The 23,467-nt window shown below is 63.0% G+C and carries 18 protein-coding genes; 4 read left to right on the top strand and 14 right to left on the bottom strand.

Going from position 1 to position 23,467, the window contains the following annotated elements:
* Nucleotides 1–109: 109 nt before the first annotated feature.
* From BPHYT_RS09810 to BPHYT_RS38620, 5 genes are all read right to left on the bottom strand, one after another.
* Complete coding sequence (locus BPHYT_RS09810) at nucleotides 110–334, bottom strand: hypothetical protein (protein WP_012432984.1); 225 nt, start codon at nucleotides 332–334, stop codon at nucleotides 110–112.
* A gap of 5 nt (nucleotides 335–339) precedes the next feature.
* Nucleotides 340–1,137, bottom strand: a complete 798-nt coding sequence (locus tag BPHYT_RS09805) for a hypothetical protein (protein WP_012432983.1) — start codon at nucleotides 1,135–1,137, stop codon at nucleotides 340–342.
* Nucleotides 1,138–1,139: 2 nt separating this feature from the next.
* The gene (locus BPHYT_RS36665) at nucleotides 1,140–1,721 is read right to left on the bottom strand and encodes a PAAR domain-containing protein (RefSeq protein WP_012432982.1); all 582 of its coding nucleotides are present in this window, start codon (nucleotides 1,719–1,721) and stop codon (nucleotides 1,140–1,142) included.
* Nucleotides 1,722–2,082: 361 nt separating this feature from the next.
* On the bottom strand, nucleotides 2,083–3,000 hold the full coding sequence (gene galU / locus BPHYT_RS09795; protein ID WP_012432981.1) for a UTP--glucose-1-phosphate uridylyltransferase GalU: 918 nt from the start codon (nucleotides 2,998–3,000) through the stop codon (nucleotides 2,083–2,085).
* Nucleotides 3,001–3,307: 307 nt separating this feature from the next.
* On the bottom strand, nucleotides 3,308–3,451 hold the full coding sequence (locus BPHYT_RS38620) for a hypothetical protein (RefSeq protein WP_012432980.1): 144 nt from the start codon (nucleotides 3,449–3,451) through the stop codon (nucleotides 3,308–3,310).
* Between the two features lie 259 nt (nucleotides 3,452–3,710).
* Here BPHYT_RS38620 and BPHYT_RS09790 point away from each other — a divergent pair, with 259 nt between their 5' ends.
* Complete coding sequence (locus tag BPHYT_RS09790; protein WP_012432979.1) at nucleotides 3,711–4,922, top strand: acyltransferase family protein; 1,212 nt, start codon at nucleotides 3,711–3,713, stop codon at nucleotides 4,920–4,922.
* A gap of 116 nt (nucleotides 4,923–5,038) precedes the next feature.
* Here the strand turns inward: BPHYT_RS09790 and BPHYT_RS09785 are convergent, their stop codons facing one another.
* The 3 genes from BPHYT_RS09785 to BPHYT_RS09775 all read right to left on the bottom strand — a co-directional run bounded on the left by BPHYT_RS09785 (nucleotide 5,039) and on the right by BPHYT_RS09775 (nucleotide 11,233).
* On the bottom strand, nucleotides 5,039–7,495 hold the full coding sequence (locus BPHYT_RS09785) for a glycosyltransferase family 4 protein (RefSeq protein ID WP_012432978.1): 2,457 nt from the start codon (nucleotides 7,493–7,495) through the stop codon (nucleotides 5,039–5,041).
* Nucleotides 7,492–8,958: a flippase gene (locus BPHYT_RS09780; RefSeq protein ID WP_012432977.1), complete on the bottom strand. Its 1,467-nt coding sequence runs from the start codon at nucleotides 8,956–8,958 to the stop codon at nucleotides 7,492–7,494. The genes BPHYT_RS09785 and BPHYT_RS09780 overlap by 4 nt, the downstream gene beginning before the upstream one ends.
* Before the next feature lie 73 nt (nucleotides 8,959–9,031).
* Nucleotides 9,032–11,233, bottom strand: a complete 2,202-nt coding sequence (locus BPHYT_RS09775; protein WP_012432976.1) for an NHL repeat-containing protein — start codon at nucleotides 11,231–11,233, stop codon at nucleotides 9,032–9,034.
* A 666-nt stretch (nucleotides 11,234–11,899) separates the two neighbouring features.
* Here BPHYT_RS09775 and BPHYT_RS09770 point away from each other — a divergent pair.
* From BPHYT_RS09770 to gmd, 3 genes are read left to right on the top strand one after another with little or no spacing between them, the layout of a single operon-like run.
* Nucleotides 11,900–13,006 (top strand): acyltransferase family protein, encoded by a 1,107-nt coding sequence (locus BPHYT_RS09770; protein WP_012432975.1) that lies wholly within the window; start codon nucleotides 11,900–11,902, stop codon nucleotides 13,004–13,006.
* A 5-nt stretch (nucleotides 13,007–13,011) separates the two neighbouring features.
* Complete coding sequence (locus tag BPHYT_RS09765; protein WP_041758914.1) at nucleotides 13,012–13,740, top strand: SGNH/GDSL hydrolase family protein; 729 nt, start codon at nucleotides 13,012–13,014, stop codon at nucleotides 13,738–13,740.
* A 41-nt stretch (nucleotides 13,741–13,781) separates the two neighbouring features.
* Nucleotides 13,782–14,825, top strand: a complete 1,044-nt coding sequence (gene gmd, locus BPHYT_RS09760) for a GDP-mannose 4,6-dehydratase (protein WP_012432973.1) — start codon at nucleotides 13,782–13,784, stop codon at nucleotides 14,823–14,825.
* Nucleotides 14,826–14,954: 129 nt separating this feature from the next.
* On the opposite strand, the gene BPHYT_RS09755 is transcribed toward gmd, so the two are convergent.
* The 6 genes from BPHYT_RS09755 to BPHYT_RS09730 all read right to left on the bottom strand — a co-directional run bounded on the left by BPHYT_RS09755 (nucleotide 14,955) and on the right by BPHYT_RS09730 (nucleotide 23,389).
* Nucleotides 14,955–16,121 carry a glycosyltransferase family 4 protein gene (locus tag BPHYT_RS09755; RefSeq protein WP_012432972.1) on the bottom strand — a complete coding sequence of 389 codons (1,167 nt, stop codon included), beginning with the start codon at nucleotides 16,119–16,121 and terminating at the stop codon, nucleotides 14,955–14,957.
* Between the two features lie 79 nt (nucleotides 16,122–16,200).
* On the bottom strand, nucleotides 16,201–17,430 hold the full coding sequence (locus BPHYT_RS09750; protein WP_012432971.1) for a glycosyltransferase family 4 protein: 1,230 nt from the start codon (nucleotides 17,428–17,430) through the stop codon (nucleotides 16,201–16,203).
* Nucleotides 17,427–18,908, bottom strand: a complete 1,482-nt coding sequence (locus tag BPHYT_RS09745) for a glucose-6-phosphate isomerase (RefSeq protein ID WP_012432970.1) — start codon at nucleotides 18,906–18,908, stop codon at nucleotides 17,427–17,429. The genes BPHYT_RS09750 and BPHYT_RS09745 overlap by 4 nt, the downstream gene beginning before the upstream one ends.
* Before the next feature lie 3 nt (nucleotides 18,909–18,911).
* Nucleotides 18,912–20,090, bottom strand: coding sequence for a glycosyltransferase (locus BPHYT_RS09740; RefSeq protein WP_012432969.1), 1,179 nt, complete (start codon nucleotides 20,088–20,090; stop codon nucleotides 18,912–18,914).
* 106 nt (nucleotides 20,091–20,196) lie between these two features.
* Nucleotides 20,197–21,129: a glycosyltransferase family 2 protein gene (locus BPHYT_RS09735; protein WP_012432968.1), complete on the bottom strand. Its 933-nt coding sequence runs from the start codon at nucleotides 21,127–21,129 to the stop codon at nucleotides 20,197–20,199.
* A gap of 61 nt (nucleotides 21,130–21,190) precedes the next feature.
* Nucleotides 21,191–23,389, bottom strand: coding sequence for a polysaccharide biosynthesis tyrosine autokinase (locus BPHYT_RS09730; protein ID WP_012432967.1), 2,199 nt, complete (start codon nucleotides 23,387–23,389; stop codon nucleotides 21,191–21,193).
* Nucleotides 23,390–23,467 lie beyond the last annotated feature (78 nt).

The raw sequence follows: 23,467 nt of genomic DNA, 5'->3' as shown, positions 1-23,467 counted from the left end.
AAGACGGGCGCCGTGGTTTACGACGCCCGTTTTTTGTTGTCGTTACGCGGGAACTGTCCCGGTGCAATACCGGGGCTACGATCGGGTTCCGACGGTCATCGTTTGCGGCTTAGCGGCGCAGCATCAGATAAACGATGAATGTGCCAACGAGCACGGCACCTGAGCTGTAGAACACGATGCGATTTCGCAGGGCATCAAGTTTGGACGGAGAGGATTTTTTCTCCCCATCCAGGTCCCAATAGTCAACGCCGGGGTCCCCGGTGAGATTGATAACGATAAGCCCCGCCGAGCCGACGAAGAGCACGAGCAGAATCACGAATAGCGGCGTTGGCATGTCGGTCAATCGTTCATCCAATGCATGAAGGCAGGCAGTTCTTCCTGATACATGTCGTTGGTCGCCTGGCCGGCCAGACCGCCCAGGTTACTACCAACGCATACGAGTGCGACGGCGCATGCAGGCTCAGCGGGTCCGCACACGAAAGAAACCGCAAACCCCGCAAGACCTCCTCCAATCATGCCGCCCGCGATGATACTTCCCTGTCTGGCGACCTCTTTGACTTTATCCGCCGCCCCAACCACTTCACCCGCGGCAATAACAGCAGTGAAGATAATGGCAACCCTGGCGCTGACCTGCAAGCGACGCACCTTGGTGGTGACATCGGCGTTGGCCCCGCCCGCCTTTTTGAGCACCATATAGTAGACAGCGTGGCGCTCTTCGATAGTCAAGGCGTCAAAGTTCTTGCTGAACTGAACTTGCGCGTACCTGTTAAGGTAGTAGTCGAAACCGCGAGCTTCGAGCTTGAGTTTTTCCGCACGGGCAACGCCAACAGTCGACGTGTATTTCCGGTATTCAACGAAGAGCCTGTCGCGCAACTGGCTGCAGTACTCAGCCCCGTCCTTGACCGTTATGTTGCCGTAGGCAACTTCCTGCCTGACATCGTCCGATATTTCCTTGATGTGCTTCACATATTGTTTGCGCACCATGTCGTCGGCAATGGCGTTGGCGGCGAAAGTGGTTCCGATTGCCTCGTAGTCCGCGATGGCTGCTTCGAGGATTGCTGTTTGAACCTCATGAGTTTTCCGGGTGTCGAACGACCCGCTGGCAACAGTGTTCCTGGTTGTGGTTGCATCGGACATGGTTATTCCACCATCGCCATCAGAAGGTCGCCCATGACTGAACGAGTGCTTTCCTGCTCATCGCCCAGCACGACATCAACCCTATGGCATGGCGAGGCATTAGGGCGGTCGAAATGCACCGTGTTATGTGAGTCGAAGACGCTGTCTGCAACTGAATCGTCGGCAAAGTAGGCACGGCAGCGCAGGCCCTCACAACTCCCCGAATCCTTGACGGCAAACCGAATCCAATGGGCGCCGGGCGCTACTTCGGCTAGAGCATCGTTCGCCAATCCATCACCCATGCTCGCCAGTGCGTGACTGTCAAAGCTCTGTGACATGGTGTCCTGAGAAGCGATCATCACAGGCGGTGGCTCGCATCTGCACATGCAGATGTCGCCGTCCAAGGCCGGATCTTTGCCCATTATGCGTCCAGGCCACCGCGGGCCCTTCTGACCAATATGGCCAGTAATCCGGCACGCTGGGCAGGTAACCTGGGCACCCACAAAGGTCAACGCTGTGCCGTGGTGAGTCGCCGACGGAACGCCTTCGATCACCGTTCCGCCCGCCGACGATTTGTCACCCACTTTTAGATAGAGACGTCTCATGCCTGCGATGTCCTGTACTCAACAGACGCATTGGTAGCACAAGCATCAAGAACTCAACAAGGAAAACCGTGTCAAGATTCGTCAAGGTCCGCCGACAGCAGCAGAATGGTTACCCGGAACGGCATTGCCTCACTTTCGACCGAGTGAAGAAGAAGGCTTGCGGACGCAGTCGCCAGACTACCCGCAAAGCGTGAGCCGGCTGAAAAAAGACAGGCGCCGCGTGGTTAGCGGCGCCCGTTTTAATGTGCGCGATGCAGCTGCGCGTTACCTCTGCGTGGTAAGTGTTGCGGCGGCTGTCGTGATGGCGTTTCGAAGTTCACGCCGCAGCCGCCCAAGCTTGCCTCAGCAGTTGACGTTGCGACTAAGCCGCTTCCGCCGCAAACTGCGCCGGCACGCCTTCCTGCATATTGCCCTGCATATAAGCCTGCAAATACGCTTCAAAATCCGCCTTCACTTCCGGATGGCGCAGCGCGAATTCCACCGTCGCCTTCAGATAACCCAGCTTGCTGCCGCAATCGAACCGCGTGCCGAAATAGCGATACGCAAGCACCTGCTCTTCCGTCAGCAGCGATTGCACCGCGTCGGTCAATTGCAGCTCGCCACCCGCGCCCGGCTTCAACGCGCGGATATGCTTGAAAATGGTCGGCATCAACACATAACGGCCCACCACGCCGAGATTCGACGGCGCCTTGTCCGGCGCTGGCTTCTCGACGATGCCCGACAGCTTGATCACGTTGTCTTCCCATTCGCGGCCGTCCACCACGCCGTACGAGCGGCTGTCTTCGCGCGCAATGGTTTCGACGCCGATCACCGAGCTGTGATAGTGATTGAAGGTGTCGACGAGCTGGCTCATCACCGGCTTCGAGCTGTGCAGCAGGTCGTCGGCCAGAATCACGGCGAACGGGCTCTCGCCCACCAGTTTCTCGGCGCACAGCACCGCGTGACCGAGACCGAGCGCTTCGGCCTGACGCACATAGAAACAGTCGACGTTGGCCGGCTTGATGCTGCGCACCAGATCGAGCAGCTTCTGTTTGTTACGCGCCTCGAGTTCGGCTTCGATCTCGTAGGACTTGTCGAAGTGATCTTCAATGGCGCGCTTGCTGCGGCCCGTTACGAAGATCATCTCGGTGATGCCGGCGGCAATCGCTTCTTCCACCGCGTATTGAATCAGCGGTTTATCCACGATCGGCAGCATTTCCTTAGGACTTGCCTTGGTAGCCGGCAGGAATCGTGTCCCGAGGCCCGCTACGGGAAACACGGCTTTGGTGACTTTCAGCATGGTAGGCATTCCCATATCGGTTAGAAATTGATGTGTTCGCGGGCCTGGCGGCCAATCGATGTCGCCGGAAAGACTAGCAAAAAATTGACGCCAGTACGTATGTGAAATTTCCTCAATCCGAATAAATAAAACCATTCCCGCTCGATGTGCCGCATCGTGATAAACAACGGGCAACAATTACGCAATGAAATCGAATTATTTTCCGGCAATTCCGAAAATTTTACATACCCTGACAACTAGCCTTCAGATGCGCCGAGGCCGCCAGCGGATCGAACGCGGGCGCGCCTCGCGTCTCTTCCGGCCCGCGTTATTCGTTCTCGTCGAGCTGCGGCAGCTTGCGGGGGTTCATGCGAAAACGGCGAATGGGCTCATTGCGCAGCGCCTCCCGGTAGGCGGAGGCGGCGACAAGGATCAGCAGCACGGCAATGCCGGCGAGTAAATGCAGGTTCATGACTTCACCTCGGGTCAAGAGAATCCGTGGCTTAAATTAGCATGACAAAAGCGGTAAATAATTCGCGGCTGCATTTGCTTATGCTCAATTACAATTAGTCACAAAATCGCCGCTTAATTCAATTCAGTACGCAATTTTTTATCGATTTTTTACGCGTGTCGTGTACTAGCATGTCATGCACCGCGGCCGCGTATGGCGCCCGCGCGAATCTGCCAATCTGCCAATCCGCATCTCCCCTCCGTCAGAATAAGGACCGCGTATGAGCGACTCAGCACTGGATGCCGCCGGCTCATCCCTGCCCCTCTCCCCGCCTCGCACAGCCGCCGCGCCGCGCGCCCAGAGCGAAGCGCGCGCCGACAGCGCGGGCAAGGAGCACGTCATCGACGCCATGCGGGGCTTCGCCGCGCTGCTGGTGGCGTATTTTCATTGCCGCCAGGTGGAATGGGTCGGCATGCAGGCGTTTCACCAGAGCGTGGGCCATGCATTCAGTCTGAACGCGATCGCCGCGTATCTGACGTTCCCGATTGCATGGGGCTCAGCCGGCGTGCCGATTTTCTTCGTGATCAGCGGTTATTGCATTCACCGCGGCGACGCGCTGCGCCTGGCCGGCAATCCCGCTTACCGGCTCGATACGGGCAATTTCTGGGTGCGCCGCTTTGCTCGCATTTATCCCGTGCTGCTCGCGGCGCTCGTGCTGACCTTCGCGCTCGACTGGTTCAGCCTGCAACTGCCGCCGGTCAATCACAAGATCCGCGAGATCGGCCTGCAGGCTTTCCTCGTCAATCTGTTTTCGCTGCAAGGCGTGGCCGGCAAGACGTTCGGATCGAACGGCGCGCTCTGGACGCTCTCGCTCGAAGTGCAGTTCTACGCGATCTATCCGCTGCTGTTCGCGCTGCGCCGGCGTATCGGCATGACCTTCGTGCTCGCGATCGTCGCGCTCGTCAACGTGGTGTCCGCCTACGTGCTCGAACGCCACGACATTCAGTTCTTCACGTCGTACTGGTTTTCGTGGACGCTCGGCGCGTGGATCGCCGACGCCCGTGCGCATCGCGCCCCGCAGGCCCGCTCCTCGGTGTGGCTCTACGCGCTCGCCGCGGGCTTCGTCGCGCTCGGCTGCGCCGCGTTTCATTTCGGCCAGTACGGTGCGTTCCAGCTCTGGGCGGTCGGCTTCGCGTTCTACCTGTACAAGGCGCTGGAGCGCGGCAACCCGGAGCACGGCCCCGCTTTCGGCACGCGTCTGCTGTCGCGCTTTGGCGATTTCAGCTTCTCGCTCTATCTGATCCATCTGCCGATCTTCGTGCTGCTGTCGTCGCTGCTGTTCCGCTCGTCGCTGCAAATGTCGATCTGGCCGTCGTTCGGCTATATGCTGGTGGCCGTGCCGGTGGCGTATGTGTTCTACCGGCTGGTCGAGTTGCCGGCGATGAAGTGGTCGGCCAGTTTCAAGCCCAAAGCGGCTTTGAAAAAGGCTTGAACTCACGCAGCAAAAACGCCCGATAAAAAAACGGAGCGAAGGTCGTGAGACTTTCGCTCCGCTGCGCCAACGGCAGGAACCGGCCGAGTCCCTGCCTACCCCCGCGTAGAACCTTCCTAGGCCGTTTTCGGCCCCGTCACGCGCTTCAGAATCCGCTCGACACCCTCGACATAAGTGGCGGTGCCGAACCGGCTCAGCGCGGTCTGATACCCGTTCCTGACCAGCCGGTTGCGCAGTTCGTCGTTCGAGCGCAATTCGGCGAGCGCGTCGGCAAGGCCGTGCGCGTCTGCGGGCGTGCACAGCACGCCGTTCTCGTAGTCGTCGATAATCTCCAGCACGCCGCCCGCGCGTGCCGCCACCACCGGCCGCTGCGCCAGCATGCCTTCCACGATCACGCGGCCGAACGGCTCCGGCGTGATCGACGTATGGACGACTGCGTCGACCGCGCACATGCAGGCCGCGATATCGTGCTGGAAGCCGAGAAAATGCACCCGCCCGCCGAGGTTGTGCGCGGCGACGAACGCGTGCAGTTCGATCTCGTACTGGTCCTCGCCGAAAAGCGGCGCGCCCACCAGCACCGCATGCATCTGCGGATTGAGCACCATCGCTTCGAGCAGCACATGCTGCCCTTTCCAACGCGCGAGGCGGCTGAACGAGCCGACCAGAAACGCGTCTTCCGGCAAGCCGAGGCGCTTGCGCAGCGTTGCTTGCGGCACGGTGCGCAAGGCGTCGAACGGCGCGGCGGAAATGCCGTTGAACACCACGTCGATGCGCTTTTCGTCGAACTGCGTGAGCTCGGCAAACGCGCGCGCCGACGCGGCCGAATTGGCGATCACATGCGTGAGGCCAAGACGCGCGCACCATTTGATGATCGCCAGTTGCTTGCCGCCGAAATGCTCGGGGCTCACGATATCGCGCAGATGCCAGACCACCGGGCGCCGCGCCAGCTTGCCAGCGAGCGCGCCGATCACCATGGCGCGCTGGGTGTTCGCGTAGATCACGTCCGCGTTGCGCGCGCGTTTGGCCGTGGCGCGCACGAGCGATATCAAACCCTTGAGCGCCTGGCCCTTCGGCATCGACCCGCCCTGCTTGCGAACATGGCGCAGCGCGCCTGCATCCAGCACGTCGACGGCCACGCCCGCTTTGGCGAGCGCGCTGCGAAACGGGCCGTCGTCGAACAGCACGACCTCGATGCGCGAGCGCAACGCCTTGACGATTTCCAGCAGCGACAGTTCGGCGCCGCCGAGCACGCCGCTTTGATCGACCGCCAGAATGCGCGGACCGCTGGCGACGGTCGGCGCTTTATACGGCACGTACGGCGGCAGCGTCGCCGCGCGCAGCGCCGGCACCGCCGCCCGCACGTGCGCGAAGAAGCGCTCGCGGAAATGCGCGGCGGAGAACTGCTCGGCGTTCGCGCGGCAGTCCAGCGGCGAAAAACGCTTCACGTGGCCGTCGAAACGCTCCACCGCGGCGATGATCGACTCGACGTTCTGGTCGTCGAAGAACATGCCGGTGGGCCGCGGCTCCGACAGATCGCGCACGGTTTCGAGCGCACCGCCCTTGCCGTAGGCGATCACCGGCGTGCCGCAGGCCTGCGCTTCGACGACCGAAATACCGAAGTCTTCTTCCGCGGCGAACACGAAGGCCTTGGCGCGGCTCATCTTTTCCTTGAGCATCTTGAACGGCTGATAGCCCATGATCTCGACGTTCGGCCCCGCTTTCGCGCGGATCTTCTGCATGTCGGGACCATCGCCGATCACGACGAGCTTGCGCTGCGGCATGCGTGCAAATGCCTCGACGATCAGATCGATCTTCTTATACGGCACCATGCGCGAGGCGGTCAGATAAAAGTCTTCCTTGTCGGTGCACAGCGCGAAGGCTTCGACGTCGACCGGCGGGAAGATCACCTGCGCATCGCGCTGATAGACCTTCTTGATGCGCCGCGCGATGAACTCGGAATTGGCGACGAAGCCATCCACCGCATTCGAAGTGCGGATGTCCCAGTTGCGCATGTAATGCAGAATCAGCCGCGCCATGGCCGATTTCGGGCCGTTGGTCAGCTTCGACTGCTTGAGGTATTGATGCTGCAAGTCCCACGCGTAGCGGATCGGCGAATGCACGTAGCTGATATGCACCTGGTCGGGGCCGGTCAGAATGCCTTTGGCTACCGCGTGGCTGCTCGAAATGACCACGTCGTACGCGGACACGTCGAGCTGTTCGATCGCGAGCGGCATCAGCGGCAGATACGAGCGGTACTTGGTGCGCGCGAGTGGCAGCTTCTGGATAAACGACGTGGTGACGGCCTTGCCGCGCAAGAAGCTGCGGTCGTCGAGAAAGTCGACGAGGCTGAACAGGTCCGCGTCCGGAAAGCACGCGACAATCTGTTCGAGCACCTTCTCCGCGCCCGCATACGTGACGAGCCAGTCGTGCACGATCGCGATGCGCACTGCCTTATCGGCGCGCAGCGCGGCGCTGCGCGGCGGCGCCTGCACGCCGGGGACGGTGGTGAGTTCGGCCAGTGCGCTGCGCGTCGCGGGTTGCAGCACGGCTTCTTCAAGGACTTCGTGGTTCATGCGCTTTTCCTCGGATTCAGTCGCAACAGCAGTGAACGCGCAAGATCGCGCAAGGCGGGTGTCATCGTGATCGACCAGGCGACATTCGCGCCTACCATCAATACGCCGGCAACAATCGCCATTGCGAGACCCGGCAGGAAGCTGGCGAGCCACAGGCTGGCCAGCAGGAAAGCAAGGTGAGCGAGCATGTCGAGCGCAATCTGCTTCGCGCGGATCGCCGACAGTCGCAGCAGCACCGCGTAGTCGAACAGCGCGCGGCCAGCCACGGCCACCGCCGCGCCGGTCAGGCCGAAGCGCGTGATGCCGAACCACAATGCCCCTGCAAACAAGGGCAATTCGAACAAACCGACGCGCGCGGCCGTGGCGGGATTGACCTGCGACTGGATCAGAATCCGCGTGACGTTCGCCTGCCCGACCAGCCACACGGCGACGATCATGATGCGGCCCACCGGTGCGGCCACCGTGGCGATCTCATTGCCCACCCACAGATGCAGAAACGGTTCGAGCACCAGCATCGCGACCAGCGCGACCGGCGTGAACACGCCGTTGAGAAATTCGAGCGATTGCTGCGTGATGGTGTCGGCGTCGGCGCGTCCCACTGCGGAGAGCCGCGGAAACAATGTGCGCACCAGCGCCGTCGGCACGATGTTCAATCGCGTGACAAGGTTCTGCGGCACCGTGTAATACGTGACGAAACGCGCGCCGAGGCTCGTGCCGAGCATCACGCGGTCGAGCGAGTCGGCGATCATGGTGGTGACGCTCGCAATCAGCATCCAGCCGCCGAAATTGAACAGCCCCTTCGCCACGCCGAATTGCGGCGGCAGAATGCGGCGGATTTCCAGCACTTTCAGCGCCGAGCGCCCCAGCAGCAGCGCGGCCACGATCCGCGCGAACACCGCTGCGGCCAGCACGTTCTGCAAGGTCGCGCCCATCCACAGCGCGGCGCCGAGCGGCAGCAACTGGAACAGAAACGTGCCGATGGTCTGATTGGTGTTGTAGACGCCAAAGCGCTCCGCGCCGTTGATCGCGCCCGCGAACACCCACGAGACGTTGGCGATCGGAATCGCCACCGCGAGCCACGGCAGCGCCATATACACCTCGTGCTGCAACTCGGGCGACACCTTGGTGAAATACGCGGTGTAGAGAAACGCGCCGAAATAGATGATCAATCCGCCGATCACGCCGGTCGCGAGATTGAGCCACGTCGCGCTCCAGAACACGCGCGCGCTCTCTTCCTTATCGCCGGATGCGCGCGCCTTCGAGATGTGATTCTGCGCGGCCATGCTCATGCCGAGATCGAGAATGCCGAAGTAGCCGATCAGCGTCCACACGAGGCTGATCACGCCGTAGCGCTCGACGCCGAGCAGCTTGATATACGACGGCACGGTCACGAGCGAGACGAAGGTCGGCAGCACCAGCCCGAAGAAATTGATCGCTACGTTCTTGAGAATGCCTTTGTCCATCGGATGCCTTGGTTTTGACTACGTTTGCCTGCGGGTCGCCTTGTCATGCGCCGAAGCGCTCATGCTTCGTTCATCAAGGCTTCCAGCGGTACATCATGACTTTGCCGCGCGCGTCTTCCTCGACGAACACGAGGTACTCGCCGTTGGCGCGTTTGGCGGCGCTGATGCCGTTCGGCACATCGACCCAGCCCGACGCGCGGCCCACTTCCGGGCCCGGCCGGATCACGCCGATCTCCTTGCCGCTGTCCTTGTCCCACACGTGCACCGCGCCCACCGGCTCGACGCCGAAAATGTATTGGCCTTCGACCGTCAGGCCGATGATGGTGGCGATGGGTTTGCTCTGCGTCTGCCACGGCAGCGTGATCGCGTAGCGCTGCACGGGATTGCCGCTCGACCATTTGTCGTAGCGCACCAGCACGCGGCCCACTTCTTTCCAGAAGCCGCGATCGACCGGCGTGTCGGGCGTGTAGCCGCTCACGTACATCGTGTCGGTGTCCGGGTCGTAGATCGCGCGATGCAGTTCCGTGAACGGTTGCGGCACCGGGTACTGCGTCATGTTCGAATACGAGTAGACCGGATTGCCCTTCGCATCCAGCCCGCCGAAACGGAAGCGATAGATGCCCTTGGTGTCGCGCGTGCGCCAGATGTCGCCGGCGGTATCGACCCACCAGCCCCAGCCGCCCGCGAGCTTCGTGCCGCTCGTGTTGAGCGTGAATTCGTCGGTGTTGAACTTGCCATCGCCGTTCGTATCGCGCCAGATCCAGTCGCCGCCCGGCGGCGCATTCGGCACCTTGGCCACCGCGCGCTCGCGTCCTGCGATGAAGCCGGAAGGAATCGCTGTTTCGCCGTCGTGCTGCGCGTCGAAGCGATAGATCTTCAGATGGTCCGCGTACATGTCCGTGAGGTACAGGAAAGTGCGGCCCTTCAGTTTGCGGGCGATCGGCAGGCCCGGATACTGATCGGTGTGGAATACCGGATCGTCCGGATACTTGAAACGGTTAGAGAGGAAACCTGCGTATTTCCAGTCCTGTCCCGCAGGTTTGGACAGGTCGAGTTCGAAGCGCTTGTTGCCGGTGTAAACGCTGTCCGGGCGCGACGGATCGATCCACGCGCCATCGACGAACAACAGCCCCTGCACCTGCCAGTTCTGCTTGCCATCCGGCGCGTAGCTTTCGAGCGTGGCCCCGAGGCCCGCACCGATCGGGTCGTAACGCGGACCGATGCCGTTGGTCGACACGTACACGTTGCCGCGCGCATCCACGCCCACGCCGGTGAGTCCGTTGAACCGCTGCGGGCCCGGTTTGCCGGCGACGCCGCTGAAAATGCCGCCGCGCTCGCCGAGCGCGCCCGATTCGCTATAACGACCGTTGTTCTTGCTGAAATACAGCACCTGCAGACGTGGACCGTTATCGGCAATCAGCACGCGGCCTTGCGCGTCGGCCGCGATATCCACTGCGATCGTTCCGCCAGGCAGCGTAAAGTTTTCGTCGATGCGTTTGCCGGTAGATGTGTAGTGCTCCACGTGCGGCTCGCGATCGTTGCGCGTGCCGCTCAACACCCACAGCGTGCCGTCCGGCGCCAGCGCAATCCGTCCTGGTTCATGCACGCTCCAGGTGGTTTTCTGCTGCATCGATTCCGCGTCGTACACCTCGATGCGATCGCGCGCCGTGTTCGCCGCGTACAGCGTGGTGTCGTTCGCCGCGAGGCCGCCGATCTCGGCGCTTGTACCGGTCGGCACTTCGTTCATCATCAGGAAGCCGGCCGCCAGCTGCGCATGCGGGTCGGCACTTTTCGCGGCGGGCTGGAACGGCGCGGCACGCTTCGGATCGGCAATCTGCCGGCGCGAAATGCCGTACCACTGCTTGCCCTTCTCCGGCCACACGCCCTGCTCGACCAGGCGTCCTTTTTCGTTGCCGACCGCGATCGCAACGAACACGTACTTGCGATTCAAAGCAACGGCGTTGCCGCCACCATTGCCCCAGCCATGCGTGCCGCCCGCGAAGCCGAGCATCTTGCCATTCTGATAGACGCTCGCCTCAGCGCCGCTCTCGTCCCACGGCGCGTTCGTATAGACCTTGCCATCGGGTGACACCGCGATCGCGGTGATGTTGATCTGCGCCCAAGTGCCGTCGCCGAAACCGAAGGTATTGCCGATCCACGACGTTTTCGCGTTCAACGCGGTTTCCGCATGCGCCGTGAAACTGGCCGCTCCCGCGGTCAGTCCGGCGGCGCATGCAAAAACAGCGAGCCAGCTTTTGAACGTGAAACGGGGCAAGGTATTTCCTCCAATCAGCGCCGCGCGCGGGCAATGAGGCTCGCGCGAAAACACAACTCAATGAATGACGCTACGAATCGCGGTCGATCTCGTGATGCAGACCGCTAGAAGCCGTGCAAGGACATAAGACAGATTCGTGCGGGAACAGAACTCGGATAGCGTGTCGACGAGCGAACGCCGCAAGTCCGCGTGCCTTGACCGCAATCAGAGCGCGAGGCCCACGCGCCGTCCTTGGCCACCCAATCCGCACGGCTAACATTACGCGGAAAAAACGCCGCGACGAAAATCGAAAATAATTCAAAAATATTCGATGCTTTAAGCGTCGTGAAAGAAACCAATTAAAAATTGATTAAAACTAAATCGGCTATGGCGGCGTTGTGCGCGGATCTGTCAGCGCCCATCCTTACCGATGCCCAGCAAAGCAATCCGCACTTATTACATATCCCGTCATCCGTTCGACCCAAGCATAAAAATCCATTGTGAATGGATAACGAAACACCCTGTTGCAATCTGATTCATTTATCCAATTCATTCCCGTTTTTTCACGATTTTATTTTCCCTAGAATCGATTGCACTTCCGTTGCGATGCGAAGCGAGCGCGCCTGCTCCACGAAACCCTCGCGCGATCCTTCGCCCGGCCCATCTGCTTCACACCATGGACGGTTCATGACTGCCAGCGCACTGCCCTTAGCGCCTTCCCACTCCCGCCGCATCGTGCAGCTCGACGGCTTGCGCGCCATCGCCGTACTCGCCGTGTTCGCGCAGCACGCGTTGAAAGCGCCGCTGTGGATGGGCGTCGATCTGTTTTTTGTTTTGAGCGGTTTTCTGATCACCGGCATCCTGCTCGAACGCAAGGCGCGTCAGCAGTCGTATTTCGGTTACTTCTATGCACGCCGTGCGCGCCGCATCCTGCCGCCCTACGTGCTGCTGATGGTGGTGTCGTCGCTTCTGTTCGGTCTCGGCTGGGCAGAGCACTGGCAGTGGTACGCGTTCTTCGCGACCAATATCGGCGACGCGCTCAATCAGAGCGGTCACGACAGCCTGAATGTGCTGTGGTCGCTCGCCGTCGAAGAGCAGTTCTACATTGTCTGGCCGTTCGTGATCCTGCTCGTGCCCGAGCGTGTGCTCGGCTACGTGGCGGCCGCGTTGATCCTGCTGGTGCCCGTGCTGCGCGCGGTGGCCACGCCCTGGTTCGATTCGTTCTGGCCGATCTATTACCTCACGCCGTTCCGCATGGACCTGCTCGCGGCCGGCGCGCTGCTGGCGGTTGCCGTACGGCGTGACCGAAATGCGCTCGAGCCTTACAAAGGCGTCGCGGTGCTGGGATTGATCGCGGCGCTGGCCATCCTCGCGTGGCTGCATCTGCACTTTCCGCGCTTTCGCGCGGCCAATACGCCGCTCTCGAACGCCGGGCTCTACAGCGTTTCGCTGGTGCTTTGTACTTCGGTCGTGGTCATCGCCCTGCAGAGCAAGGGCATCGTCAAACGGCTGTTGTGCAATCCCGTGCTGGTCTATATCGGCACCATCAGCTACACGATTTATCTGATTCACCTGAGCGTGCTGTATGCGTTGTGGCCGCTGCATTTGAACCGATTCGTCACCGCCGCGCTCGCGCTCGCGATCACGCTCGTCTACGCCAGCATCACGTGGTTCGCGTTCGAGAAGCGCCTGATTTTCGGCTCGGCGGGCAAGGCACCAGCGCATGCGCCGACGCAGGCCGCCAACGGCGGTGGCGTCAGCACGGCGCCGCAAGCGCCGCAAAGCCGCGCATGAAGCGCATGAGGCGCCGCGCATGGCTCGCTGCAAGCGTATGCGCCGCTGCATCGCTGCTCGCATCCGCCGCGTTCGGCGCGGCGCCGGACCCGCGAACGCAAGTGCTGATCGAGGCCTACGGCGATTCGACGACGCTCGGCATTACCTGCAGCGAAGGTCAATGCGGCCCGCAGGCGCAAAACGCGGTGACGTATCTGCAGGACGAACTGCAGGCGCACCACGGCGAGCGGGTGCACGTGACGAACTACGGCGTGGGCAACACGATGGCGACGCAACTGCGCGACGGCACGGGCAATCGCCGCGCCGGGCCGACGGCGGGTTTGCCGTGGCAGGAACGGCTCGCCGCTTCGTCCGCGCAGATCGTGCTGATCAATTACGGCATTAACGAAGTGATGCAGAACCAGACGCCCGAGCAGTTCTACACGGCCGAAACGGCGCTCGTAAAAACCGCTCGCGCACTCGGCAAGCAGCCGGTTCTGCAGACCGCGAACCCGATGCCCGACAACCGCCTCAACGCGCGGCTCGCGACGATGGTCGCGATGACGCGCCGCGTGGCCGCCGAACAGCAGGTGCCGCTCGTCGACCAGTTCGCCTACATCAGCAATTTGCCGGACTGGAAGACGCTGATGTCCGACGGTGCGCATCCCAAGCCGGGTCTGTACCAGCTTAAGGCCGAACAGGATTTTCAGGTCGTCGAACCGTTGGTGCGGCGGCTGTTGGAAGGCACGCCCTGAAGCGCTTTTTCTCTCTCTTTTAACAATCACGAAGGCAAGCTATGAGCCAACCACGCAAAGCGATCATCACCGGCGTATCCGGACAGGACGGCGCCTATCTGACCAAACTGCTGCTCGACAAGGGCTATATCGTGACCGGCACCTACCGGCGCACGAGCTCCGTCAATTTCTGGCGCATGCGTGAGCTCGGCGTGATCGATCATCCGAATCTGCGTCTGGTCGAACACGACCTGACCGACCTCGGTTCGACGCTGCGCCTGCTCGAAGGCGCGCAGGCCGACGAGTTGTACAACCTCGCCGCGCAGAGCTTCGTGGGCGTTTCGTTCGACCAGCCGGTGACCACCGCTGAAGTGACCGGCATCGGCGCGCTGAATCTGCTCGAAGGCATCCGCATTCTGAATCCGAAGACGCGCTACTACCAGGCGTCGACGTCGGAAATGTTCGGCCTCGTGCAGGCCGTCCCGCAACGCGAGGACACGCCCTTCTATCCGCGCAGCCCGTATGGCGTCGCCAAGCTGTTCGCGCATTGGTCGACCATCAATTATCGCGAGTCGTATGGTCTGTTTGCGAGCAGCGGGATTCTGTTCAATCACGAATCGCCGCTACGTGGCCGCGAATTCGTTACCCGCAAGATCACCGACACGGTGGCCAAGATCAAGCTCGGCAAGCAGGACGTGCTCGAACTCGGCAACCTGAGCGCCAAGCGCGACTGGGGCTTCGCGCTCGAATACGTGGAAGGCATGTGGCGCATGCTGCAAGCCGATGAGCCGGACACCTTCGTGCTCGCCACCGGCCGCACCGAAACGGTCCGCGATTTCGTGCGCATGGCGTTTGCGGCAGCGGGCTATCAGCTCGAATGGTCGGGTAAGGAAGAGCGCGAATCCGGCATCGATGTCGCCACCGGCAAGACGTTGGTGCGCGTGAATCCGAAGTTTTATCGTCCGGCCGAAGTGGACCTGCTGATCGGCTGCGCGGACAAGGCTCACGAAAAACTCGGTTGGAAACCGGAAACCACGCTGGAGCAGTTGTGCCACATGATGGTTCATGCGGATCTGGGGCGCAACGAGCATCACGAGACGTTTTAATTCGCGATGAGCGCGTGCGGCCACCGAAACGGCCGCGCGTTAAACCGCGCTCCTGATTTTCAGCGCAATAAAACGCGGGCCCGATCTTTTTATCGGGCCCGCGTTTTTGTTGTGCGTTCTGCCTCGACGTCAGTGCACCCCACCCGCCGCAATCGCCTCGCCATACACCGACGCCACCCGCTTCGCGATCACCGAGTTATCGAAGTTCTCACGCGCATAGCGGCGGCATGCCTCGGCATCCGGTAATTTCAGCGTGCCGTTGAGCGCGCCTGCGAGCCCATCGGCGATGGCCTTCGCGCCCGTCTCCGGCAGCACCAGATTCGGCGACAAACCCGCCACCGCTTCCGGCAAACCACCCACCGGCGTCACGAGCACCGGCGTACCGGAAGCCAGCGATTCGACCGTGATCAGACCGAAGCCCTCGAGCGCCACCGTCGGCACCACGCTGATATTCGCCGCGCGATACAGCGCCGCCAGATGCTGATCGGGCACGAACCCAAGCAGCTTCACGTTGTCCTCCAAACCCGCCTCGGTGATGCGCGCCTGCAATTCGCCTTCGAGCCGCCCCTTGCCCGCGATCAGCAGCAGCACATCCGGCGCCGTACGCTTGAGCAGTTTCACCGCGTCGATCAGATCTTCGAGACCCATGCGGCGCACCAGCCGCCGCACGGCCAGCACGATCGGCCGGTCCTGCGGCAATTGCAGCTTCAGACGCGCCTCGGCGGGCGTGATCGGCAGATTGAACTGCTCGACATCGACGCAACCCGGCACCACGCGCACACGGTCCGGCGCAATGCGATAGCGCGAAGTCAGAATCTTGCCGAACGCTTCCGACAACACGATCAGCCGCGACGAGCGCGCATAGACCGATTGCTCGAGATAGCGCTTGGCGCGCTGGCCGAGCGAGTCGGCGCCTTCCACATGACTTTCGTCGGCCCACGGCCCCTGAAAGTGTGAAACCTGCGGAATGCCGCGCGTCACGTCGAGACCCGGAAAGGTATAGAGCGCGAAGTGCGAGGAGATCACGTCGGGACGCGACGTGCTGATTTCCTGACGCAGCGCGCGGCGCGCGGCCATGAGCCGCAGCGGCAGCGATTGCGCGGCGGAGCCGAAGCCGTTGATGGCGCCGCCGGTGTCGGCCGCCACTTTGGGCGAGCCGGCCACCACGCCGCGCACCGCGACGCCCGCGCCCGGCAGCGCGCCGACCAGCGAGTAGTACATGCGGTCGAGGCCGCCCGCGCGCTCGGGGAACCAGTGCATCCCGATCTGCAGCGATTTGATAGAGCTCGTCGTCATGGTTGTGACCCCTGTGCGTTTTGAGAGTTGTGATAGTCGAGCGATGAATGCATCGGGCGAGCGAGTGAAACCCGCAACGTCATTCCGCGCTTTTCTGGCCGGCCAGCGTGTTCAACGTGAGCGCGTCGGTCTTGGCGACCGCTGCCGCTTCCGCCTCGCTGCGTCGGCGATCTTTCTGCTGTCCCGCGAGTTGGCGATACAGCGCGATGTATTGCTCGGCCATGCGCGCCCAGCCGAAGCCGGTCGCGAGTTCGTTGGCGGCGACGCCCATCGCGCGGCGCGCCACGTGATTGTCGGCAAGCCTCGCAACCGCGCTGGCCAGCGCCTTGGGATCGTCCGGATCATCGAGCACGATGCCGCATTCCGGCGTGATGATTTCAGCGCCGCCCGCGGTGCGCGCCGTGACCACCGGCAGGCCCGCCGCCATCGCTTCGAGCAGCGACAGGCTCATCGCTTCATAGCGCGACGGAAACACGAAAGCATCGACCGAATGCATCAGCACCGGCATCTCTTTCACGAGACCGAGAAAATGCACGCGATGCGCAATACCGAGCGCCTTCGCTTCTTCCGGATATGGACTGCCCGGCAGAAAGCCGGCCACCGCGATCTGCACGTGCTCGGGCAAATGTTTGAGCGCGGCGAGCACGGTGCCGAGATTCTTGCGCGGCGTGCGCAGATCGCCGACGAACAGCAGCAAAAACGCGTCCTTCGGTAAGCCGAATTTTTCGCGGTCGCCGGTGGCCGCGGCGAAGCCTTGCGTATCCACACCGTTGTAGATCACGTCGACACGGTTATCGGACGTGAGGCCGATCGCGCGGATTTCGTCGGCGACCTTTTGCGACACCGCCGTGATCACCTTCGAGCGCCGGTAAGCCCAGCGTTCGAGCAGCGCATTGCAGCGCGTATAGACGGATTGATACGCGGACCACACGCCCTTGGTCAGCCCGAACGGGTAGTACTTGCTGCCGAACCAGCCGCTATGCACAAAGTGCGAGGTGTTGACGTCGGCGGGCATCCACGTGATGAAGCCGTTCACGTGCAGCACGTCGTATTCGCGGCGATGCGCGCGCAGCCACAGCGCGCTCTTGAACGCGAACACCTGCTGCCGCAGCAGATTGGTCGGCCACCAGCGGCCGATTTTGATCGGCGCCCAGCGGACGTTCGGATGCGCAAGCAGATCCGGCGCGACGTGCGAGGCGATCAGCGTGACGCCGATGTTCTCATCGAGCGCCGCGCGCGCGATCTCGTGGTTGACGCGCCCCTGGCCGTCGTTATGGCGCACGACGTGCGTGACAATGGCGACTCTCAATCAGTGCCTCCGTGGAAAGATAGCGTGTGATTTGACATACGTGCGCGGTTGATCTTTTCGTAATGCACCGCGGAAAGAATCGAAAAAACACTCATAAAAAGCAGCAGCCCGCCCGTGCCGACCAGCGAATTGGTGAACACCAGCATCGCGAAGGTCGCGAGACTCAGGCTCATGCAGGCGGACACGAACTTGTCGTTGCGCAGCTTGAACGACGCGAGCACCGCGCGCGTCACCAGCCAGATGATCCCGGACATGTAGAGCAGCGTGCCGGGCCAGCCAAGCACGAATGGAATGTTCATTACGCCGCTATCGAAGTTGCCGTACTGGCCGAGCTGGCCGCCGTCGTTCGAGAGCTTGGTGGAGGTGCCGGTGGCGCCCATGCCTTCACCGGAGACATCGGTAAAGGCAGTTTTGGCGAAGGTCGCGTAGAACTCGTTACGCGCGGCGTAGCTCTGGTCGTCGTTCAGGTTGACGATGGTGGTCAGGCGCGCCTGCATCCGCTCGGCCACCGGACCGACCGCCAGCAGCGGCACGCATAGCCCAGCCAACAGCACGGCGCTCGCGACAATGCGCACCCGCACCTTGTTGTTCGATTTGACGAGTTGAATCAAAAGCGCGATGACCCAGCCGCCCCACGTCGAACGCACGAGGCTCAGCGCAAACGCGAAGAAGCCGAGCGCCGCGGCGATCCAGCGCACCCGGTGCGTGGCCGCCATGACGAACACCATCGCGCCCATCATCGCGAACGCGAACGGTCCCGACGAGTTCATCGTACTGAACACGCGCACGCCCATCGGCACGGGGTCGCCTTGCGAATTCATCTGCGAGCCGAGCATCCACAGCGCGTCCCATTGCGGCATGATGAAGAACTGCACGAGGCCGTAGCCGCCCATTACAAGCATGCCCCAGATAAACGTATTGACGATGGTGTCGCGGTACTTCGGATACTGGCGCGTGTGCGCCATGATGTGAAAGCCGATCAGAATCGGATACAGCCAGTTCGCGAGGTCGTAGGTGGCCGCGAGCGGCCCGCTCGACATCACGCCGACGAGGAACGCATAGATGAGCCCGAGCAGGACCAGCAGCACCGGCAGGCCGCGCCGCTGCGCGAGCAGTTTGTAGTAGCGCAGCAGCGACAGGCCGCTGATCATCGTCACCGCGAGCGGCGCGACCTGGATCAGGCTGGTGGGCGTGAACGAGCCCTTGGACCAGTCGGCCAGACGCCGCACCTCCGGGCTGAGGAACCACAGCCACCACATGAAGCCGATGTAGCGCGCCGGACTCTTGAAGTAGAGCCACAGGCCCGTCAGGATCGCGAGCACGGGAAACGCGAGCGTGAGCACCGTGCCCTGATGCGCGCCGATCAGCAGCGTCGTGACGAACCACAGCAAAGCCTCCGGCAGCCATTCCTTGCGGCTGCTGGACGGTGCCCGTGCGGTGCCGTTCGCGCTAGCGGCGCTTCGCGTCAGCGTCGACATCGTTCAGAGACCTCCGCGCGACTGGCGCGCCGGCCGCCGCTCGGACTCGGACACGCCTGCCGCCGTCGCCATGCCGGCCGCCGAGCGCGTGCGCGCCGCGGCCCGCGCGCGCAGCATCTCCTGGGTGATCCGCACGTGCTGCATGGCGTAGTGCTGCGTGGTCAGATCGCGCGACAGCAGACCGGCAGCGGCCGCCTGCGCCTGGCGCAGCGCGTCCAGCGGCGCGGCGGCGAGTTGATCGACCGCTTCACGCAGCGCTTGCGGATTGAACGGCGGAATATAGAACGCCTCGCCGGCCGGAAAATAGTCCTGCAAGGCGCCGACGTTCGTGACCACCATCGGCTTTCCGACCGCTGCGGCTTCGAGCATCACGGTGATGCCCGAGGCGTGCGAATTCGGCCGTAAGGGCACGACGATCACGTCGGCCCAGTCGTACAGTTCGTGCTGCTTCTTGATGCCGGAGAACAGCGCGATCTCCACGTTCGGCGCGCGCAGCGACGTCGGAATCCGGCGCCGGGTCGCAAGTTTCACGGTGTAGCGCGCGTCGTTACCGAACGCCTTGATCAGCGTCTCCCAATCGCGGTCGCGGTCGTTGCCGATCGCGGCAATGCGGATCGGCGTGTGCGGGGTCCATTCGGCCGGCGTCTTGACCGGGAAGTCGTGCGTGTTCAGGCCGTACAGCAGCGGCTTGGCATCGCGAGCGAAATAGCGCTGGCACAGTTCGGCGTTTTCGCTCGCGAGCGTGGTGAGCTGATCGGCGCGCGCCATCAGCTTGCGATACAGCCAGCTGCGCAGAATGCCGTAAGAAGGCCATTTATCGAGCAGCCACACGCTTTGCGCTAGCAGCAAGGGGGATGCATCAGCGCCAGCCTTGCGGCCGCTCAGCAGCAGCATAAGGGCTGCCGATAGCCATTCCTGCTCGGTATGCGTCCAGATCACGTCCGAGCGCAGCATCTCGGCGCGGTTGCGCCACGTATGGATGAAGTCGAACCCGAGCGCCGCCTTCAACGCGCGGCGCAGCAAGCGCACGGGCTTGCTCTCGCGGGCATCCTGCGAATAGGTGAGTTTGAACGCATCGGATTCCGCGTGGTGATAGCCGTACAGACAACCGATGTTGTCGCCCGGTCGGTAAAAGCGCGGGTCGGCGCCGTAAAACAGATGAACGTGAACTTTCGTACTCATGCAGGCACTCCGCTCTGCCGGTGGAAAGGGGCATCGGCGGCCCGGACGCGGGCCATGCGCCGATGCGCGAACGTGCGCGACGTGGAGGATGCGACCAAGCCGGCGATCACGCGGCGCGTGAGAGCGCGCGACGCGCCTCGTGTGCACCGCTGCGCACAGCGCGCCAACGCGTGAGCTTCAGGCCCGCCTGCTTCGAGAGCAGCGCGAGCGCCGCGTGCGTGAGGCCCGGATAGACCCGCGTGCCGACCAGCGTCCACCACCACCATGCGGTTTCGCGATGCAGCGGCGGCAACTGGTCGCGCAGGATCAGATGGAAATTGAAGGCGGCGTTGCGCAAGGCGGCCATGGTTTGCGCGTCGCGGCGGTCGTCGTCGAAACGTTCGGCGGGGAAATGATCGACCGCCACGCGCGGGTCGTACATCAGCTTCCAGCCGGCGTTCTTCACGGCGAGGCTGAACGCCATGTCGTTGTGGACCTGAGCGCCGGCGCCGCGCAAGCGCGCGTCGAAGCGGATGGTGCGCACCGCCTCGCGGCGGTAGCTCATATTCGCGCCCTTTAGAATGTCGACTTCGCGCGCGCCGCCCACACCCAGGTGATGATTGCCGATGATCTTGCCGTGCGCCGTGACCTTGCCCACCAGCGGCCGCTCGCCGTCCAGCACGCGGCCTTTTTCGTGCACCCAGTCGCGTCCGCCGAGCGCGCCCAGGCGCGCGTCGCCCTCGAATGCGGCCGCGATGCGTTCGACCCAGTCGACGTGCGGCGCGGCGTCGTCGTCGGTGATGGCGATCACGTCGCCGCGCGCGGCGTCCAGACCGCGATTGAGCGCCGCGACCTGGCCGGGCACGTCGACGATCGCCAGCGCGAGCGGCAACGCGCCCGTCACAGACGGATCGCGCAGGCACGCGTGGGTCGCTTCGTCGTCGGCGCGCGCCACCACCACCACTTCGTCAGGCCGCCGCGACTGCCGTTGCAGCGCCGCGAGGCAGCGCGCCAGATCGGCCGGGCGGCGGTAAGTCGGAACCAGTACCGTCACTTTCATCGTGATGTCCTTTGTTATCGTCGTTGCGCGAGATTTGCCATGCATCCGCAAACCCGCCGCCTCAGGTGCTCAGGTATTCCTGCACCGCCGCGTAGCCACGGTCGTAGCCGCCGCGCGAGCGCGCCGGCATGCCGTTGAAAATGCCGCCCTGCACGTGCACGCCGGCCGCGCGCAGACGCTTCAACGCGTCGTTGATCTCGCCCTCGCTGTGCATGCCCGAGCGCATCACGAAGAAGGTCGAGCCGGCATACGCGCCGATGATCGACGCATCGGTCACGGCCAGCACCGGCGGCGTGTCGATCATGATCACGTCGTAGCGCTTGGCGAGGCCTTCGAGGTACTGCGGCAGACGCGGCGACATCAGCAGTTCCGACGGATTCGGCGGACGGCGGCCGCACGAGATGAAGCTCAGGCCGTCGACCTGCGAGCTGCGGATCGCTTCTTCCAGCGAAATCTGGCCGCTCAACAATTCGGACAGGCCGTTATCCGGCGCACCGCCCAGATAGCGTTCGAGCACGCCGCGGCGCATGTCGCCGTCGATCATCAGCACGCGCTTGCCGGAGTTCGCGAGCAGCACCGCGAGGTTGACCGTGAGAAAGCTTTTGCCGACGCCCGCCATCGGACCCGTCAGCATGACAATGCGGTTCTTCGCATCCATCAGCGTGAACTGCATGGACGTGCGCAGACTGCGCAGGCTTTCGACCGTGACGTCCTTCGGCCGCGCGTTCGCGAGCACCGAGCGTAGACGTTCGCCGCCGCGCTGGAAGCCGGCTTCGAGCACGCCCTGTTCGGCGGAGAGCGGCACGAGGCCGAACACCGGCAAATGGAAGGCACGCTCGATGTGATCCGGGTCGTCGATGCCCTTGAACATATTGCGGCGCAGGAACACGAAGCCCGTGCCCGCGATCAGCCCGAGAATCACCGCCGCCGACAGAATCAGCGCCTTCTTCGGCTTGACCGGCACGCCCGGGCGCAGCGCGGCGTCGACGATATGCACGTTGCCGCCGGTGCCTGCCTTCTGCACCGACAGTTCCTGCACGCGGTTGAGCAGCAGCACGTAGATGTCTTCGGCCACCTTCGCGTCGCGCTGCAACTGCACGGCCTTCACTTCGGTGGCCGGCAGATCGCGGAAGCGGTCCGCGTATTTGGTGCGCTGCGCCTGCAATTCGGCCATCTGCGCACGCGCGGCGACGAGCATCGGATGGTCGTCGCCGTAACGCTCGGTGAGCTGCGCCATCTGCAGACGAAGGCCTGCGATCTGCTGCTCGTACTGCACGCTGCCTTCGAGGTACACCTTGGCCTCGTCGCTCGCGTTGATCGAGCCGGACTGGCGCTGATACGCGGTCAGCGCGGCCTCGGCGCGTTCCAGATCGGACTTCAGGCGCGGCTCCTCGCTCTTGAGGAAGTCGAGCATCTTGCTGGCGTCGGCCTGCTTGTTCAGCACGTGCTGGCGCACATACGACTCCGCCAGCGCGTTGGCGACGAGCGCGGCATGTTCGGGGCTCTTGTCTTCCAGCGAGATCTGGATCACGCCGGTCTGCTTGCCCTGCTCCTGCACCGTGATGGCCGACTGGAACGCGGAGATCGCGTCGAGGTCGTTGGCGCGCATCACCGTGAATTCCTCGCCCGGTCGGGCCACCAGCTTGTCGACCGTGATGGTCACGCCGCCGCCCTGCTCCTGCTGCCCGACCTGGCCGTGCAGCAGCAGCGAGCCGTTCGCGGCGTACAGGTTGTAGTGCTGGTCGTCGATCGCCTTCATGGTGAGCTTCTGACCTTCCAGCGCGGGGATCACGTCGATCGAATCGACGTCGGCCTCTTCACCGCCCCATGCATACGACGACAAACCGAGCCACGGACGCGCGGGTTGCCCCGGCGTGGCCATGCGCGCGGCGATGCTGCCGAGCAGAGGGAAGGTTTTCGGCGTGACGCTGAAGTTCAGCTTCAGTTGCTGCACGACCGGGCCGACCACGCCGCGGCTCTTGATGATTTCGATCTCGGCGTCGGTCGGCAACGAGGTCGAGCCGGTGGTGATCGCCGCGCCGGTCTGCGTCTGCGTGAGCGCCTGCGACGTGTTGTCCGATTGCTCGACCCGCACATGCGCGTCGGCCGAATAGATCGGCTTGGCGAGAAAACAATAAGCGCCGGCGATCCCGACGATCACCGCGGCGATGGCGATGAGCCACCAGATGTCATCGAGGATCACCTGCACCAGTTGTCCGAGGACGACGTCCTCTTCTTCGGTCTTGATCGGACCGGCCATGTGTGGAGAGATTTGGTTGCTCACGATTCGCTTCCCGTATCGGTTACAGCGGTATTTGCTTCGGTCCGGCGCCACCGT

It is taken from the genome of Paraburkholderia phytofirmans PsJN, from assembly GCF_000020125.1.
Lineage (GTDB): Bacteria > Pseudomonadota > Gammaproteobacteria > Burkholderiales > Burkholderiaceae > Paraburkholderia > Paraburkholderia phytofirmans.
This window is presented reverse-complemented; position numbering and strand designations above follow the sequence as displayed.